Annotated in this window: 10 protein-coding genes; 6 read left to right on the top strand and 4 right to left on the bottom strand. The window is 66.6% G+C overall.

The annotated features are described in order from the left end of the window. Positions 1-26 precede the first annotated feature (26 nt). From ABZD10_RS00930 to ABZD10_RS00920, 3 genes are read left to right on the top strand one after another with little or no spacing between them, the layout of a single operon-like run. Positions 27-1,088 carry a polysaccharide biosynthesis/export family protein gene (locus ABZD10_RS00930; RefSeq protein ID WP_372884222.1) on the top strand — a complete coding sequence of 354 codons (1,062 nt, stop codon included), beginning with the start codon at positions 27-29 and terminating at the stop codon, positions 1,086-1,088. 30 nt (positions 1,089-1,118) lie between these two features. Continuing rightward, on the top strand, positions 1,119-1,556 hold the full coding sequence (locus ABZD10_RS00925; RefSeq protein WP_372884221.1) for a low molecular weight phosphotyrosine protein phosphatase: 438 nt from the start codon (positions 1,119-1,121) through the stop codon (positions 1,554-1,556). 12 nt (positions 1,557-1,568) lie between these two features. Next, positions 1,569-3,734 carry a polysaccharide biosynthesis tyrosine autokinase gene (locus ABZD10_RS00920; RefSeq protein WP_372884220.1) on the top strand — a complete coding sequence of 722 codons (2,166 nt, stop codon included), beginning with the start codon at positions 1,569-1,571 and terminating at the stop codon, positions 3,732-3,734. Positions 3,735-3,817: 83 nt separating this feature from the next. On the opposite strand, the gene dmdD is transcribed toward ABZD10_RS00920, so the two are convergent. Continuing rightward, positions 3,818-4,627: a methylthioacryloyl-CoA hydratase gene (gene dmdD, locus ABZD10_RS00915; RefSeq protein WP_372884219.1), complete on the bottom strand. Its 810-nt coding sequence runs from the start codon at positions 4,625-4,627 to the stop codon at positions 3,818-3,820. 54 nt (positions 4,628-4,681) lie between these two features. Then, entirely contained in the window at positions 4,682-6,448 is a 1,767-nt protein-coding gene (locus ABZD10_RS00910) for an acyl-CoA dehydrogenase (protein ID WP_372884218.1), read from the bottom strand. Positions 6,449-6,566: 118 nt separating this feature from the next. Between ABZD10_RS00910 and ABZD10_RS00905 the strand changes: the two genes are divergently transcribed. Both ABZD10_RS00905 and ABZD10_RS00900 read left to right on the top strand, forming a co-directional pair. Further along, on the top strand, positions 6,567-7,601 hold the full coding sequence (locus ABZD10_RS00905; RefSeq protein WP_372884217.1) for a helix-turn-helix domain-containing protein: 1,035 nt from the start codon (positions 6,567-6,569) through the stop codon (positions 7,599-7,601). Between the two features lie 281 nt (positions 7,602-7,882). Further along, positions 7,883-8,953, top strand: coding sequence for a tyrosine-type recombinase/integrase (locus ABZD10_RS00900; protein ID WP_372884216.1), 1,071 nt, complete (start codon positions 7,883-7,885; stop codon positions 8,951-8,953). Positions 8,954-9,040: 87 nt separating this feature from the next. Here ABZD10_RS00900 and ABZD10_RS00895 read toward each other — a convergent pair whose 3' ends face one another. Together ABZD10_RS00895 and ABZD10_RS00890 are read right to left on the bottom strand one after the other, a co-directional pair. Continuing rightward, positions 9,041-10,168, bottom strand: a complete 1,128-nt coding sequence (locus ABZD10_RS00895; protein ID WP_372884215.1) for a ParB N-terminal domain-containing protein — start codon at positions 10,166-10,168, stop codon at positions 9,041-9,043. Further along, positions 10,146-11,594, bottom strand: coding sequence for an AAA family ATPase (locus ABZD10_RS00890; protein WP_372884214.1), 1,449 nt, complete (start codon positions 11,592-11,594; stop codon positions 10,146-10,148). Before ABZD10_RS00890 ends, ABZD10_RS00895 begins: the two co-directional genes overlap by 23 nt. A 558-nt stretch (positions 11,595-12,152) precedes the next feature. On the opposite strand from ABZD10_RS00890, the gene ABZD10_RS00885 reads away from it, so the two are divergent. After that, positions 12,153-12,965, top strand: an 813-nt coding sequence (locus ABZD10_RS00885) for a replication initiation protein (protein ID WP_372884213.1), incomplete at its 3' end; no start/stop codon positions are given.

Raw genomic sequence — 12,965 nt, 5'->3', positions numbered from 1 at the left:
TTTTTTACCACTGGCCAGGAGTCGATATGATTCGCTTGATGCTGATATGCGCCGTGTTGCTGGCCGGTTGTTCCAAGGGCATGACCACCTTTCCGACCAAGGCCGAGGATCAGGCCACGCTGCCCGAACACGTCAATATCGTCCGCGTCTCGAGCCAGAATATCGGCGATTACAACAAGTCCTTCCGGCGCTATCACCGCAGTTCGCTGCCGTTTTCCGGCGACTGGTCCTACCGGATCGGCGTTGGCGACGTGATCTCGGTTCTGGTGTTCGAACACCCCGAGCTGTCGCTCAACCAGACCAATACCACCAACGACAAGCTGAACGGCTTCGAGATTCAGGCCGACGGCAGTTTCCACTTCCCCTATATCGGCGATATCTACGCCGCCGGCAATTCGGTGCAGTCGGTGCGCCAGGAAGTGACCCAGAAGCTGCGCGCCTATATCAACGAACCGCAGGTCGACGTGCGGATCCTCGAATTCAACTCTCAAAGCATCGTCGTCAGCGGCGAGGTCGGCGCGCCCAACCGCCAGTCGCTGACCACCGTGCCGCTGACCCTGTTGCAGGCGGTGAACGCCGCCGGCGGCTGGAGCGAGAACGCCGACATCAGCCATATCACCCTGCGCCGGGGCGGCCGCGCCCATTCGGTCGACCTGCGCGGCTTCCTCGAGGCCAATATCGCCGGCAACAACCCGGTGCTTCAGGCCGGCGACGTCGTGCACGTGCCCGAACGCGAGAACCAGGAAGCCTTCGTCATGGGCGAAACCATCCGCAACGCGTCAATCGACGTCACCAGCGAACTGGTCACCCTGACCGAGGCGGTGAACGAGGCCGGCGGCCCCAGCAAGGTGCGCTCGGATTCGCGCGGCATCTTCGTGTTCCGCTATGAGGGCGGCAAGATGAGCGTCTACCAGTTCGACACCACCTCGCCCGAGGGCTGGCTGCTGGGCACCAAGTTCACGCTGGCACCGCAGGACGTGGTCTTCCTGACCCGCAGCCCGCTGCAGCACTGGAACGACACCATCAACCAGCTGTTGCCGACCGTCTCTGCCATCAGCTCGCTGGAATCGTTGCAGCGAAATCTGTAGGGTCCTTGCGGCAGTCTCAGGGGGCGCTTCATGTTCAACAATATTCTGGTCGTCTGCGTCGGCAACATCTGCCGCTCGCCGCTAGGCGAACGTCTTTTGCAGGCCAAGGTGCCGGGGCTCAACGTCAGCTCGGCCGGCATCGGCGCGCTGGTCGGCAAGCCGGCCGACGAGACCGCTTCGCAGGTCGCCGCCGAACACGGCATCTCGCTTGACGGCCACAGCGCCCGCCAGGCCAGCGCCGAGATCCTGACCGGGGCCGAGCTGATCCTGGTGATGGAATCGGGCCACAAGGCGGCGATCGCCCAGATCGCGCCGCAGGTCAGCGGCCGGGTGATGCTGGCCGATCACTGGATCGGCGGCAAGGGCGTCGCAGACCCCTACCGACATTCCAAGGAATTTCACCAACTTGTTTTCACTCAGCTCGACTCCGCCATGGATGCCTGGGCACAGCGGCTTGCCGCAAAATAGCGATGATTTGACATGAGCTCTTCTTCTTCCAGCACCAAAGACCAGTATGACGACGAAATCGACCTCGGCCAGCTTCTGCTGACCCTGTGGCACGGCAAGTGGACGCTGCTGCTGGCCACGGTCCTCGTCGGCGCGCTCAGCGTGTTCTGGGCCCTCAACACCGCCCCGACCTATCAGGCCGACGCGCTTCTGCAACTCGAGGAAAAGGGCGGCGCCAACCCGCTGCTCGATGCCTTCGAAGGCTTCGGCGAGGAAACCCAGGCCGCGACCGAGATCGAACTGCTGAAATCGCGGATGGTGCTGGGGCAGGCGATCGCCGAGCAGAACCTCGACTGGATCGCGATGCCGCGCTACATGCCGCTGATCGGCCATTTCGTCTCGAAATACGGGCAGTTCCTCGGCCTGCCCGGCTTCCTCGATGCCTATGCCCAGACCGATGAACGCATTGCCCTGAAGTTTCTCCAGGTGCCGCCGCATATGCTGGGCGAAACCCTGGTCCTGACCAAGACCTCCGAGACCGAGTTCAACCTCGAACTGCCCGGAGGCCGGCTGCTGAGCGGCCGCGTCGACGAACAGCTGATCGACGCCGCCAGCGGCGTCTCGATCGAGGTCGGCCTGCTGGCCGGCGCCCCCGGCCGCGAATTTCTGGTCAAGCAGATCAGCGAGGAAAAGGCCATCAAGAGCGTCCGCGCCCGGGTCGGTGTCGCCGAAAAGGGCCGCAAGTCCGGCGTCCTCAACGTCACCTTCCAGGCCGGCGACCGCGAAGACGCCGCCCGCGCCCTGTCGGCCATCGTCAACGCCTATCTGCGCCAGAACATCTCGCGCAATTCGGCCGAGGCCGAAAGCAGCCTCGCCTTCATCGAAGAGCGCATCCCCGAGGTGCGCGCCGTGGTCGACCGCGCCGAATCCGCCCTCAAGGACCTGCAAAGCGCCCGCAACACGCTGGATCTCAGCTTCGAGACCCAGGCGCTTTTGCAGCAGCAGACCCAGCTCGAGGCCGAGCTGGCGGCGCTGTTGATCGAAGAGGAAGAGCTGCAGCGCAAATACACCGTCAACCACCCGACCTACAAAACCCTGCTGGTCAAGAAACTGCAGCTCGAAGCCCGCCTCCAGACGCTCGAGACCAAGTCGCTCGACCTGCCCGAGACCCAGCGCGAGATCTTCGACATGACGCAAGAGCTGGAACTGGCCCGCGAGACCTACAGCAAGCTGCTGATCCGCGCCCAGGAGCTGCGCGTGGTCAAGGCCAGCACCATAGGCAACGTCCGGGTCATCGACCACGCCCAGACCGCCTCGATCCCGGTGGCGCCGCGCAAGTCGATGATCGTCGCCCTCGGCACCCTTCTGGGGCTGATGCTGGGCATCGGCGTGGTCCTGCTGCGCCAGCTCACCGCCCGCGGCATCAAGTCCAGCAGCGAGATCGAGGCCCTCGGCCTGCCGGTCTTCGCGGTCATCAACAACGTCAGGGAAAGCGCCAAGCGGCCGCGCGGCCATGACGCCAAATGGCCGGTGCTGGCGGTCGAGGAGCCCACCGACCTTGCTGTCGAGGCCTTCCGCGGCCTGCGCACCAGCCTGCACTTCGGCATGCTCGACAAGGACTCCAAGGTGCTGGCGATCACCAGTGCCAGCCCCAACGCCGGCAAATCCTTCTGCTCGGTCAACCTGGCCACGGTCTCGGCCCAGGCCGGTCAGAAGATCTGCCTCGTCGATGCCGACCTGCGGCGCGGCCAGCTGCGCAAGTTCTTCGGCCTGAAAAAGGACCAGCCCGGCCTCGCCGAACTGCTGGCCGCCGACAACACGCTCGACGAGGTGCTGAAAGCGACCTCGGTCGACAACCTGTCGCTGATCCCGACCGGCAAATACCCCCCGAACCCGGCCGATCTCCTGATGCTGCCGGCCTTCACCAGCCTGCTCGACGACCTGTGCAGCCGCTTCGATCTGGTCATCGTCGACTGCCCGCCGGTGCTGGCGGTAACCGACCCGGTGATGATCTCGAAACAGGCCAGCATGACCCTTGTCGTGGTCCACTACGGGATCACCATGGAAAAGGAAATGCAGGCCATGCAGCGCGAGATCGACGCCTCGAACGGCCATGTCGCCGGCGCCATCTTCAACGGTTTCGAACGCGCCAAGAGCGAGAAATACGGCGGCTACGACTACCGCTATTCCTACAAGTAAGCCGCGGACGGCAAAACGCCGGGACCCTATGGCCCCGGCGCTTTCATCTCAGTTCGCCGCCCTGCGGCAGCCCCGCCGAGGGCTCATTCCGCGTTGGGGCGGATGCGCTTGCCGGTCTTGTTGGCAAAGGCCTCGAGCCGCGCCCGCGCCGCCGGCTGGGTGTTGACCACACCGGCCACCACCGCCTCGGCATAGGCGGCATCCATCGCCGACATGTTGTTGAGATGGCTGACCGCCGAGCAGATGGCGAAATTGGTCAGCGGCAGGTTGGCCGCCGCCTTGTCGGCCAGCTCGATCGCCATCTCAAGGCTGGAGCCCTCGGTGATATATTGCGCCAGCCCCAGATCCACCGCCTGCTGGCCCTGATAGATGCGCCCCATCAGGATCATGTCGATCATCCGCGACTTGCCGATCAGGTCGCTGACCCGGATCGTGGCGCCGCCGCCGGTGAAGATGCCGCGCTGACCCTCGGGCAGGGCGAAATAGGTGCTCTGATCCATCACCCGCACATGGGCGGCGCTGGCCAGTTCCAGCCCGCCGCCGACCACCGCGCCCTTCAGCGCCGCGATCACCGGCACCCCGCCATATTCCATCTTGTTGAAGGCCTCGTGCCAGCGCAGACAGACATGCATGAAATCGTCAGGGCTGCGATCGGCCTTCCAGTGCTCGACCAGATCCAGACCGGCGCAGAAGTGGTCCCCGGCCCCGGCCAGCACCACCGCCCGCACCCCGGTGCGATGGGCACCACCGAAAAAGTCGACCAGCTCGTCGATGGTCGCCACATCCAGCGCATTGCGCTTGTCCGGGCGGTTCAGGGTGACGATCACGACACCGTTGTCGCGGGCGTCGAAATCGAGGTTGCGATAGTCTTTCAGGAAGTCGTTCAGGCTCATGAGATCGTCCTTTCCGGGTCGGGGTTTGGGTTGGGGTGGTCCGGGGCAGAGCCCTCAGAGATCGGCCTCAAGCAGGCTCGGCGCACCTTCGATGATGCGAAGCCGCTCGGCGGCGCTGTCGATCAGGACATGCTCGGCAAAGAATCGCGCGGTGGCGATCTTGCGGCGCAGAAAGGCGCTGTCCTCGCCCGCCGCCTGCCGCGCCGCAGCCGCCAGCAGCGACCGCGCCAGCTGCCAGCCGACGGCGAGATTTCCGGTCAGCATCAGGAAGGGCACGCTGCCGGCATAGGCGGCATTGGCATCGGCTGGCGCGGTCTCCAGAAGATGCGCCAGGCTGGCCTCGAAATCGGCCGCCGCGCGCTCCAGCCGGCCGGCCACCGCCTGCGCCGCCATATCGCCGCCCCGCAGGGCGGCGACGGTCTCGCGCACCAGCGCCGCAAAGCGCCGCGCCGTGGCGCCGCCGTCGCGCTGCACCTTGCGCCCCAGAAGGTCGTTGGCCTGAATCGCGGTGGTGCCTTCATAGATCGGCAGGATCCGCGCATCGCGGTAGAAACGCGCAACCCCGGTCTCCTCGATGAACCCCATGCCGCCATGCACCTGCACCCCGAGCGAGGCCACCTCGACCGCCCGTTCCGAGGCAAAGCCCTTGACCAGCGGCACCAGGAACTCGGCCATGGCGCCGGCCGCGGCGCGCTCGGTTTCGGCGCCATGTTCGGCCAGATCCAGCCAGCCCGCCGTCGCCATCGCCAGCGCCCGCCCGCCCTCGGTCAGGGCCCGCATCCGCAGCAGCATGCGGCGCACATCCGGGTGGCGGGCGATCGCCACCGCCTCGGCGCTGCTGCCGTCCACGGCGCGGCCCTGAACCCGCTCTTCGGCATAGGCCAGCGCGTGCTGGTGGGCGCGGTCCGCCACCGCCACCCCCTGCACCCCGACCGCGAAGCGCGCCGTGCTCATCATCACGAACATATAGGGCAGGCCGCGCATCTCTTCGCCGACCAGATAGCCGGTGGCGCCCTCAAAGTTCAGCACCGCCGTCGGGCTCGCCCGCACCCCCAGCTTGTGCTCCAGCCCGCTGCAGGTGACGGCGTTGCGCCGGCCCGGGTTGCCCGCGGCATCCGGCAGGAATTTCGGCACCACGAACAGGCTCAGCCCCTTGGGCCCCTCGGGCGCGCCGGGGGTGCGCGCCAGCACCAGATGGATGATGTTCTCGCTCAGCTCATGTTCGCCATAGGTGATGAAGATCTTGGTGCCGCTGATCGCATAGCTGCCGTCGGCGCCCGGCTCGGCACGGCAGCGGATGCGCCCCAGATCGCTGCCCGCCTGCGGCTCGGTCAGGTTCATGGTCCCCGACCACTGGCCGCTGACCAGCTTTTCAAGATAAAGCGCCTTCTGCGCCGGCGAGCCGTTCTTGGTCAGCGCGTCGATGGCGCCATCGGTCAGCAGCGGGCAAAGGCCGAAACTGGTATCGGCCGCGTTGACGATCTCGGTCGCCGCCGCCCCGGCGGCGCGCGGCAGCCCCATGCCGCCATGCTCGGGACCATGGGCAAGGCTCTGCCAGCCCATCTCGACGAATTGCCCATAGGCCGCCGCATAGCCTTCGGGCAGGCTGACCCGGCCCGCGTCCAGATGCGCGCCCGCCTCGTCGCCGGCCACGCCCAGCGGCGCCACCACCTCGCTGCAGAACCGGCCGCAGGCCTCGAGCGCGGCGCGGATATCCTCCAGCTCGACCCCGGCATAGCGCGGCAGCGCGCCGACCTCGGACCAGCCCGAAAGATGTTCAAGGTCAAACATGATGTCGTCGATCGGGGCGGTGTAAAGCATGGTCGAATTCCAAAAGTGTTAGGTCTTTTGGTGACAGATAGACGACGGTTTTGCGCCACACCATCTCGGATCGGGACATTTCATTGTCATAAAGTGACAGATTGCCCTAAGACAAGGCATGTCCATGCGATCCGATCCGCCACATCTCATCACCGTCTCGCGGGCCTTTGTCGGCGACTGGCTGGCGGCGCTGGCGCTGTGCTGCTCGCAAGGGCAGTTGCAGGGGCTGCTGCGCCGCGCCGGTCTCGACGACAGCGGCAAGGGGGCGGCGGCGCGGGTCTCGCTGGACCAGATGGTGACCCTCTATCAGCTCGCGGTGGCCGAAAGCGGCGACGAGATGATGGGCCTGTGGCAGCGCCCGGTGCGGCCACGGGCGCTGCAGCATCTGGTGACCACCGTCGCCAGCGCCGAGACCCTGCCGGCGGCGCTCTACCGGTTCTCCACCTTCTGGAACCTGATCCTCGACGACGTCCAGTTCACCCTCGCCCGCGACGGCGGCCTGCTCGACCTGTCGCTGGTGCCTCAGGGCCGGGCCGCGCCGCAGCGTTTCGGCCATCTGCTGATGCTGAAACTGGCCCATGGGGTGCTGTCCTGGCGCGCCGGCTACGAACTGCCGGTCGACAGCGTGAAATTCGCCTTTGCCCGCCCCGCCTTCGCCGCCGACTACTCGGTGGTGTTCCCCTGCCCGGTGGGTTTCGACGCCCGCCGCTCGGCGATCCGCTTCGAGACCCGCCGCTTCGAGCCGCCGCCGCCGCGCTCCAAGTCCGATCTGCTCGCCTTCGTCCGGCGGGCGCCGCGCGACTGGATCTTCACCAGCTACCGGGCCCACACCACGTCGCTGCGGGTCCGCGAATACCTGTTCCGCGCCGGCTGGAGCCACTGCGGCCTGGCCGATACCGCCACCGAATTCGGGATCACGCCCCGGACGCTGATCCGGCGGCTGGCGGCCGAGGGGGCCTCGTTCCAGAGCATCAAGGACGACCTGCGCCGCGACATCGCCCTGCGCGCCCTGCGCGAGGCCGGCCGCAGCACCGAGCAGATCGCCGCCGAGCTCGGCTTTTCCTCGGCAGCAAATTTTCACCGCGCCTTCCGGCGCTGGACCGGCGCCACGCCCTCGGCCTTTCGGCAACCCGTGCCGCAGGCCCCGGACTGAGCCCCCGCAGGGCGAAAGCCAGCCAACGGCCTGCCGGAAAACCGCTCTATTTCAGATACCTGCACCCTGTTGCCCTGCAAGCTGGCAGCCTCGTCCCCCTGCCCGACGGCGGGGTTTCCGCAGCCCGTCAGGATGGCCGCCACCCGGCCCCGCTGACGGTGGCCGGATTTGTCGACGGCGCCTTCAGGCAGATTTGTCCCCTTTAACCGCCGCCATCTGTGCGTGTCAGTCGTGTCCAATAATCTTGCATTATCGGACATGATGGCATTAGGCTCGGACGCATGGACGATACACCGGAAAATCAGCCCCCCGAGCGCGACGATCCGCCTTTGCCGGATGCGCAGACGATTGCCCTGCCCGCCCATGTCGCCGGTTCGGGCCGGCTCGACCGGCTGGTCGACAGCGCCCGCGACTATGCCCGGGCCTCGACCGCCGAGAACACCAACCGGGCCTATGCCGCCGACTGGAAGCATTTCGCGCGCTGGTGCCGGATCAACGGCACCGAGCCGCTGCCGCCTTCGCCCGAGATGATCGGCCTTTACCTGACCGACCTGGCGAGCCCCACGGGCCGCGCCAAGGGGCTTGCGGTCGCCACCATCGAACGCCGCCTCTCGGGCCTTGGCTGGGGCTATGCGCAGCGCGGCTTCACCCTTGATCGCCGCGACCGCCATATCGCCGCCGTGCTGGCCGGGATCAAGCGCCGGCACGCCCGCCCGCCGCGCCAGAAAGAGGCGGTGCTGGCCGAGGACATCCTTGCCATGGTGGCCAGCCTGCCCTTTGACCTGCGCGGCCTGCGCGACCGGGCGATCCTGCTGCTGGGCTATGCCGGCGGGCTCAGGCGCTCGGAAATCGTCGGCCTCGATCTCGGCAAGGAGGACACCCCCGACTCGGGCGGCTGGGTCGAGATCCTCGAGCAGGGCGCGGTGCTGACGCTGAACGCCAAGAGCGGCTGGCGCGAGGTCGAGATCGGGCGTGGCTCGTCGCAGCAGAGCTGCCCGGTGCATGCGCTTGAACAATGGCTGCACTTCGCCAAGATCGACTTTGGTCCGGTCTTTGTCGCGACCTCGCGCGATGGCAGGCGCGCCCTCGGGGCGCGGCTGTCGGACCGCCATGTCGCCCGTCTTGTCAAACGCACCGTGCGCGATGCCGGGCTGCGCGGCGACCTGCCCGAGAACCAGCGGCTGGCGCTGTTCTCGGGGCATTCCCTGCGCGCCGGGCTGGCCAGTTCGGCCGAGGTCGACGAACGCCACGTGCAGCGCCACCTTGGCCATGCCTCGGCCGAGATGACCCGCCGCTACCAGCGCCGCCGCGACCGCTTCCGGGTCAACCTGACCAAGGCCGCCGGTCTCTGAAAGCGACAGGGGGCGCCCTTCGACGCCCCCTGCCCTTCCCTAGCCTAACCTGCCCCGGCCAGCGCCGGTTTCGCCGCGAAACCCCCCTCAGGGTTTCTCGAGCAGGGCGCGGATTTCCTCGATCAGACTGTCCATCAGCTCGCTGTCCATGGCGCGCCCCTCGAAGCGCAGCAGATGGCCGACCCCGTCGTGCATCCGCCGGATCGTGACCCCGCCCGAGGTGACCAGCGTGTCGGCGTTCTGCCAGCCCATCGCCGGCTTGGCCGCCCTTGGCCGCCCGCCGCGCTTGGGGTCGGGCGCCGGGCTGTCCATGCGGGCGATCTCGGCCTCGAGCGCCGCCCATTCCTCGTCGGCGGTGTCGGGCGCCGCCCCGGCCAGCGCATCGCGCAGCCGGCTTTCACCGCCCTGACGCAGCGCCTGCGCCAGCCGCAGGCCGCGTTTTTCGCTGAGCAGTTCGGGAAAGGCCAGCATGTCGCCCAGCTCTTCGAAGATCAGCGCAAAGCTGCGCACCTTGGAGCGCTTGGCCTTGGAGCCGGTGGCGAAAAGCTTGTTCACCGCCTCCTCGACATTGACGAAGGCGCCCTGCTGCGAAGAGATCACCGCGATGCGGCCGCGTTCGAAATGGCTGAGCTCGGAGCGCACCTCGTTCTCTTCGACCATGGCGACGAAGGCGGCGTCGGTCTCGGCCGCCGGGCGCAGGATGGCGCGGATGGTCCTGTATTTGTCCTGCTCGGTCAGCGCCAGCAATTCGCGCACCGCCATCAGCCGGCGATAGCCCGAGAGCAGCCCATAGCGCACCCCGTCCCGGACCAGCGCCGGCGGCAGTTCGAAAACCTCGATCGGCAGCCGCAGCCCGCCGGCGGCGATCGACAGGCGCAGCTCGGTCATCTCGTCGCGGTCCAGAATGGCGCGGTCACGCACCATGGCGTCGGCGTCGATCTCGGCCAAAGCCAGGTCGACCATCAGCCGGCCGTCACGCTCGGCGGCGACGAGATCGGCGGCGCGGGCCTCGAGCTGCGCCTGACGGGCGCGGTCGGCGACGCTGGCCGGCTGCGCCAGCGCGGCGCTGTCGGCAGCCACCTGGGCGATCGGCGCCACCCCTGCCCGGCCGATCCCGGCACCGGCGGCATCGGGGCGGGTTTCGCGACGAAACTCCTCTTCGAGTTTGCTCAGATCGTCGCTGCTCGGGGCTTCAAGCTTCCTGCGTTTCGCCATCGGTCATGACCTCCTTATCGTGCTTCGTGCCGGCCTGTTGCGCCCCGGCCCGGTCCGCCTTGGCGGCCTCGAGATCGCGCCACCAGGTGCCGAGGATGATTTCCTTCACCTCGGCCCATGTGCGGTCGAAAGTCTCGCGGCCCCGGACATAGGTGTCGCGGTTGAACTCGCGGTAATCGGCCTCGTAGATGCCGTTCACCTGCTCGCCGGCCTGGCCGACCATGGCGGTCAGATCCTGCCGGTAGGTGGTCATGAAATCGCCGAAATAGGCCTGGATCACATTGGCGAGATCGGTCTGCTGACCGGCGTCGAAACGGGTGATGAGGGCACGCACCGCGTCCCATTCGAACTTCACCTCGGGCAACCCGTCGCGGCGGCGGGCGGCATTCTCGCCCTCTTCGACGCTGGCAAAGGTGGAATAGAGCATGTCGAAGAACCGCCCCGTCGAATCGAACTCCAGAAAGGAGGCGCCGAGCGGCACCAGAAGGATGTCGGCGGCGGCCAGCGCGTTGATGGTCAGATAGCCAAGCGCCGGCGGAGTATCGAGCAGGATGATGTCGTAATCGTCAACGATGCGCTCGTTGGTCAGGGCGTTGGTCAGCGCGTCCCACAGCGGCCAGCTGCGCAGCCCCATGCGCCAGACCGGGATCTGGAACTCGGCCCAGTAGAGGTTGAGCTGGGCGCCGAGCAGGTCGATGTTGGGCCAGTGGGTGCTTTGGATGATGTCGCGCGCCGAGATGTTCAGCGCCTCGGTCATGGTCTCGTCGAAGGGCAGGGCGGGCTGGCCGGCGGCCTCGCGGACGCTGTTCTCGGCCAGGGTCGCCTGGGCATAGTCCTTGGCCATCAGCGGGAAGGCGGTCGACCATTCGTCGGCCACCTCACCGCCCATGATCGAGGTCAGCGAGCCCTGGCTGTCGAGATCGATGACCAGCACCTTGTAGCCGTCGAGCGCCGCCGACATCGCCAGATGCGCGGTGGTGGTGGTCTTCGAGGTGCCGCCCTTGAAGTTGGACACCGCGATGATCTTGGCCGGCAGCCCCTCGGGGCGCCAGGGCTGGTATTCCTTGCCCGCCGCGCCCTCGCTGGCGAAATGCGCCCTGAGCCGCAGCGCGTCCTCGAGCGTGAACCACTTGGAATTGCCCTCGCCGACGCCCTGCGGCAGGTCGGGGTATTTCTTCAGCACCCGGCGGAAATGGGCCGGCGCCACCGGGATCAGGAACTTGCAGATCTCCCAGGTGGAAAAGCGGCGCAGCTTCTTCTTGCCGTCCGGGGCATAGCCGCGCCGCGCCAGATCCTCGCGGCCCTTGCCGGCAAAGGCGGCGGCTTTCGCGAATCGCGCGGTGTCGATAGGGTCGGACAGCTTGGCGGCGGCGGCGGCCGGGTCGATGCTGAAATACGGGGGGAGGGGATCTTTGCCTGCGGCCATCTCGGTTCCTCTGCGATGTTCTGCTTATTGCGTGATTTTGCGCAAACTATCGCACATCACAAGCGTCAAAGACATGGCCCAGACGGTTTCGCGGCGAAAATCCCGGTAAATCGACGAAAAACAGCGGCATATAGCTTGTGGAATCTTTTGAGTCTTTAGAATCTTTGCGGCCAGCTTGTCTTTGAAATTCAAACACTTGAGCTGGTCTGGGGACCGGAATACAGGACCAAGGGTATCCGTTTGCGGGATCAGGGGTGCCCGTTTGCAGGGCCAGGGGTGCCGATTCGCGGTGCCAAGGGCACCAGAGTCCGGGCGGAGTCAATATGGAGCCTTAATGGCGCGCCCAACCACGATATCTGGCGGCGGCTCTCCCGTAAACGGGTGCCCGAAACCCGGCAGGGACGGGGGGTCTGGGGCAAAGGTACCCGTTTGCGGGGCCCGTCCGCCAAGGGGGCATGCCGGGGCCGGGCGGCTCTTGGGCACCCAGAATGGCGTTGCTTTTGGGTGCCCGACAGGGCAGTATCCACCGCAAAACAGGCGCAGCAAAGGGGCAAGGCGATGGACACGATTCCGCGCGATCAACTGTCGGGGTCGCTGAGGCGCGGCGCGGTCAAGAAACATGTGGCGGCGATCCATGTCTCGGGCAAGCTGACGCTGTTGCAGCGCAAGCTGTCGAACGTGCTGCTGCTCAACGCCTATGACACGCTGACCAGCCACAGCACCCACCGCATCGACGCGCGCACGCTGTGCCTGATGATCGGCTATAATTCCAACGACATGGAGACGCTGAAACAGTCGCTGCGCGGGCTGGCCGAAACCGTGGCCGAATGGGACATGCTGGACGAGAAGGGCCAGCAGGAATGGGGGGTGTCGAGCCTCTTGAGCTATGCCAAGCTGAAGGGCGGGGTCTGCGAATACGCCTATTCGCCGGCGCTGGCCGAAAAGCTGCACGACCCCAAGGTCTTTGCCCTCATCAATCTCAACATCCAGCGCAAGTTCACCTCGGGGCACGCGCTGGCGCTTTATGAAAACTGCTATCGCTTCATCCGCACCGGCAGCACCGGCTGGTGGTCGATGGACCTGTTCCGCCGCCTGATGGGGCTGGAAGGGTCGAGCTATTACGAAAGCTACAAGCATCTCAATGCCAAGGTGATCAAGCCGGCGGTGGCCGAGGTCAACAAGACCAGCAACATCCTGATCACCCCCGAGACCCGCAAGCAGGGCCGGGCGGTGACCGACATCCGCTTTCGGATCAAGGAGAACCCGCAGCTGGCGATCCTTGATCTCGACGACGGCGAGGCGCTGCGCCACGGCGCGACCTATGGCAAGCTGCGCGACCTCGGGGTCAGCGACCGGCTGGCGCGGCAATGG

It is taken from the genome of Shimia sp. (assembly GCF_041624275.1).
Taxonomy (GTDB): domain Bacteria; phylum Pseudomonadota; class Alphaproteobacteria; order Rhodobacterales; family Rhodobacteraceae; genus Shimia.
This window is presented reverse-complemented; position numbering and strand designations above follow the sequence as displayed.

What these genes read in the sequence shown, in the direction of transcription:
- ABZD10_RS00930 (WP_372884222.1), top strand. Translation starts at nt 27, where the DNA reads ATGATTCGCTTGATGCTGATATGCGCCGTGTTGCTGGCCGGTTGTTCC.
- ABZD10_RS00925 (WP_372884221.1), top strand. Translation starts at nt 1,119, where the DNA reads ATGTTCAACAATATTCTGGTCGTCTGCGTCGGCAACATCTGCCGCTCG.
- ABZD10_RS00920 (WP_372884220.1), top strand. Translation starts at nt 1,569, where the DNA reads ATGAGCTCTTCTTCTTCCAGCACCAAAGACCAGTATGACGACGAAATC.
- dmdD (WP_372884219.1), bottom strand. Translation starts at nt 4,627, where the DNA reads ATGAGCCTGAACGACTTCCTGAAAGACTATCGCAACCTCGATTTCGAC.
- ABZD10_RS00910 (WP_372884218.1), bottom strand. Translation starts at nt 6,448, where the DNA reads ATGCTTTACACCGCCCCGATCGACGACATCATGTTTGACCTTGAACAT.
- ABZD10_RS00905 (WP_372884217.1), top strand. Translation starts at nt 6,567, where the DNA reads ATGTCCATGCGATCCGATCCGCCACATCTCATCACCGTCTCGCGGGCC.
- ABZD10_RS00900 (WP_372884216.1), top strand. Translation starts at nt 7,883, where the DNA reads ATGGACGATACACCGGAAAATCAGCCCCCCGAGCGCGACGATCCGCCT.
- ABZD10_RS00895 (WP_372884215.1), bottom strand. Translation starts at nt 10,168, where the DNA reads ATGGCGAAACGCAGGAAGCTTGAAGCCCCGAGCAGCGACGATCTGAGC.
- ABZD10_RS00890 (WP_372884214.1), bottom strand. Translation starts at nt 11,594, where the DNA reads ATGGCCGCAGGCAAAGATCCCCTCCCCCCGTATTTCAGCATCGACCCG.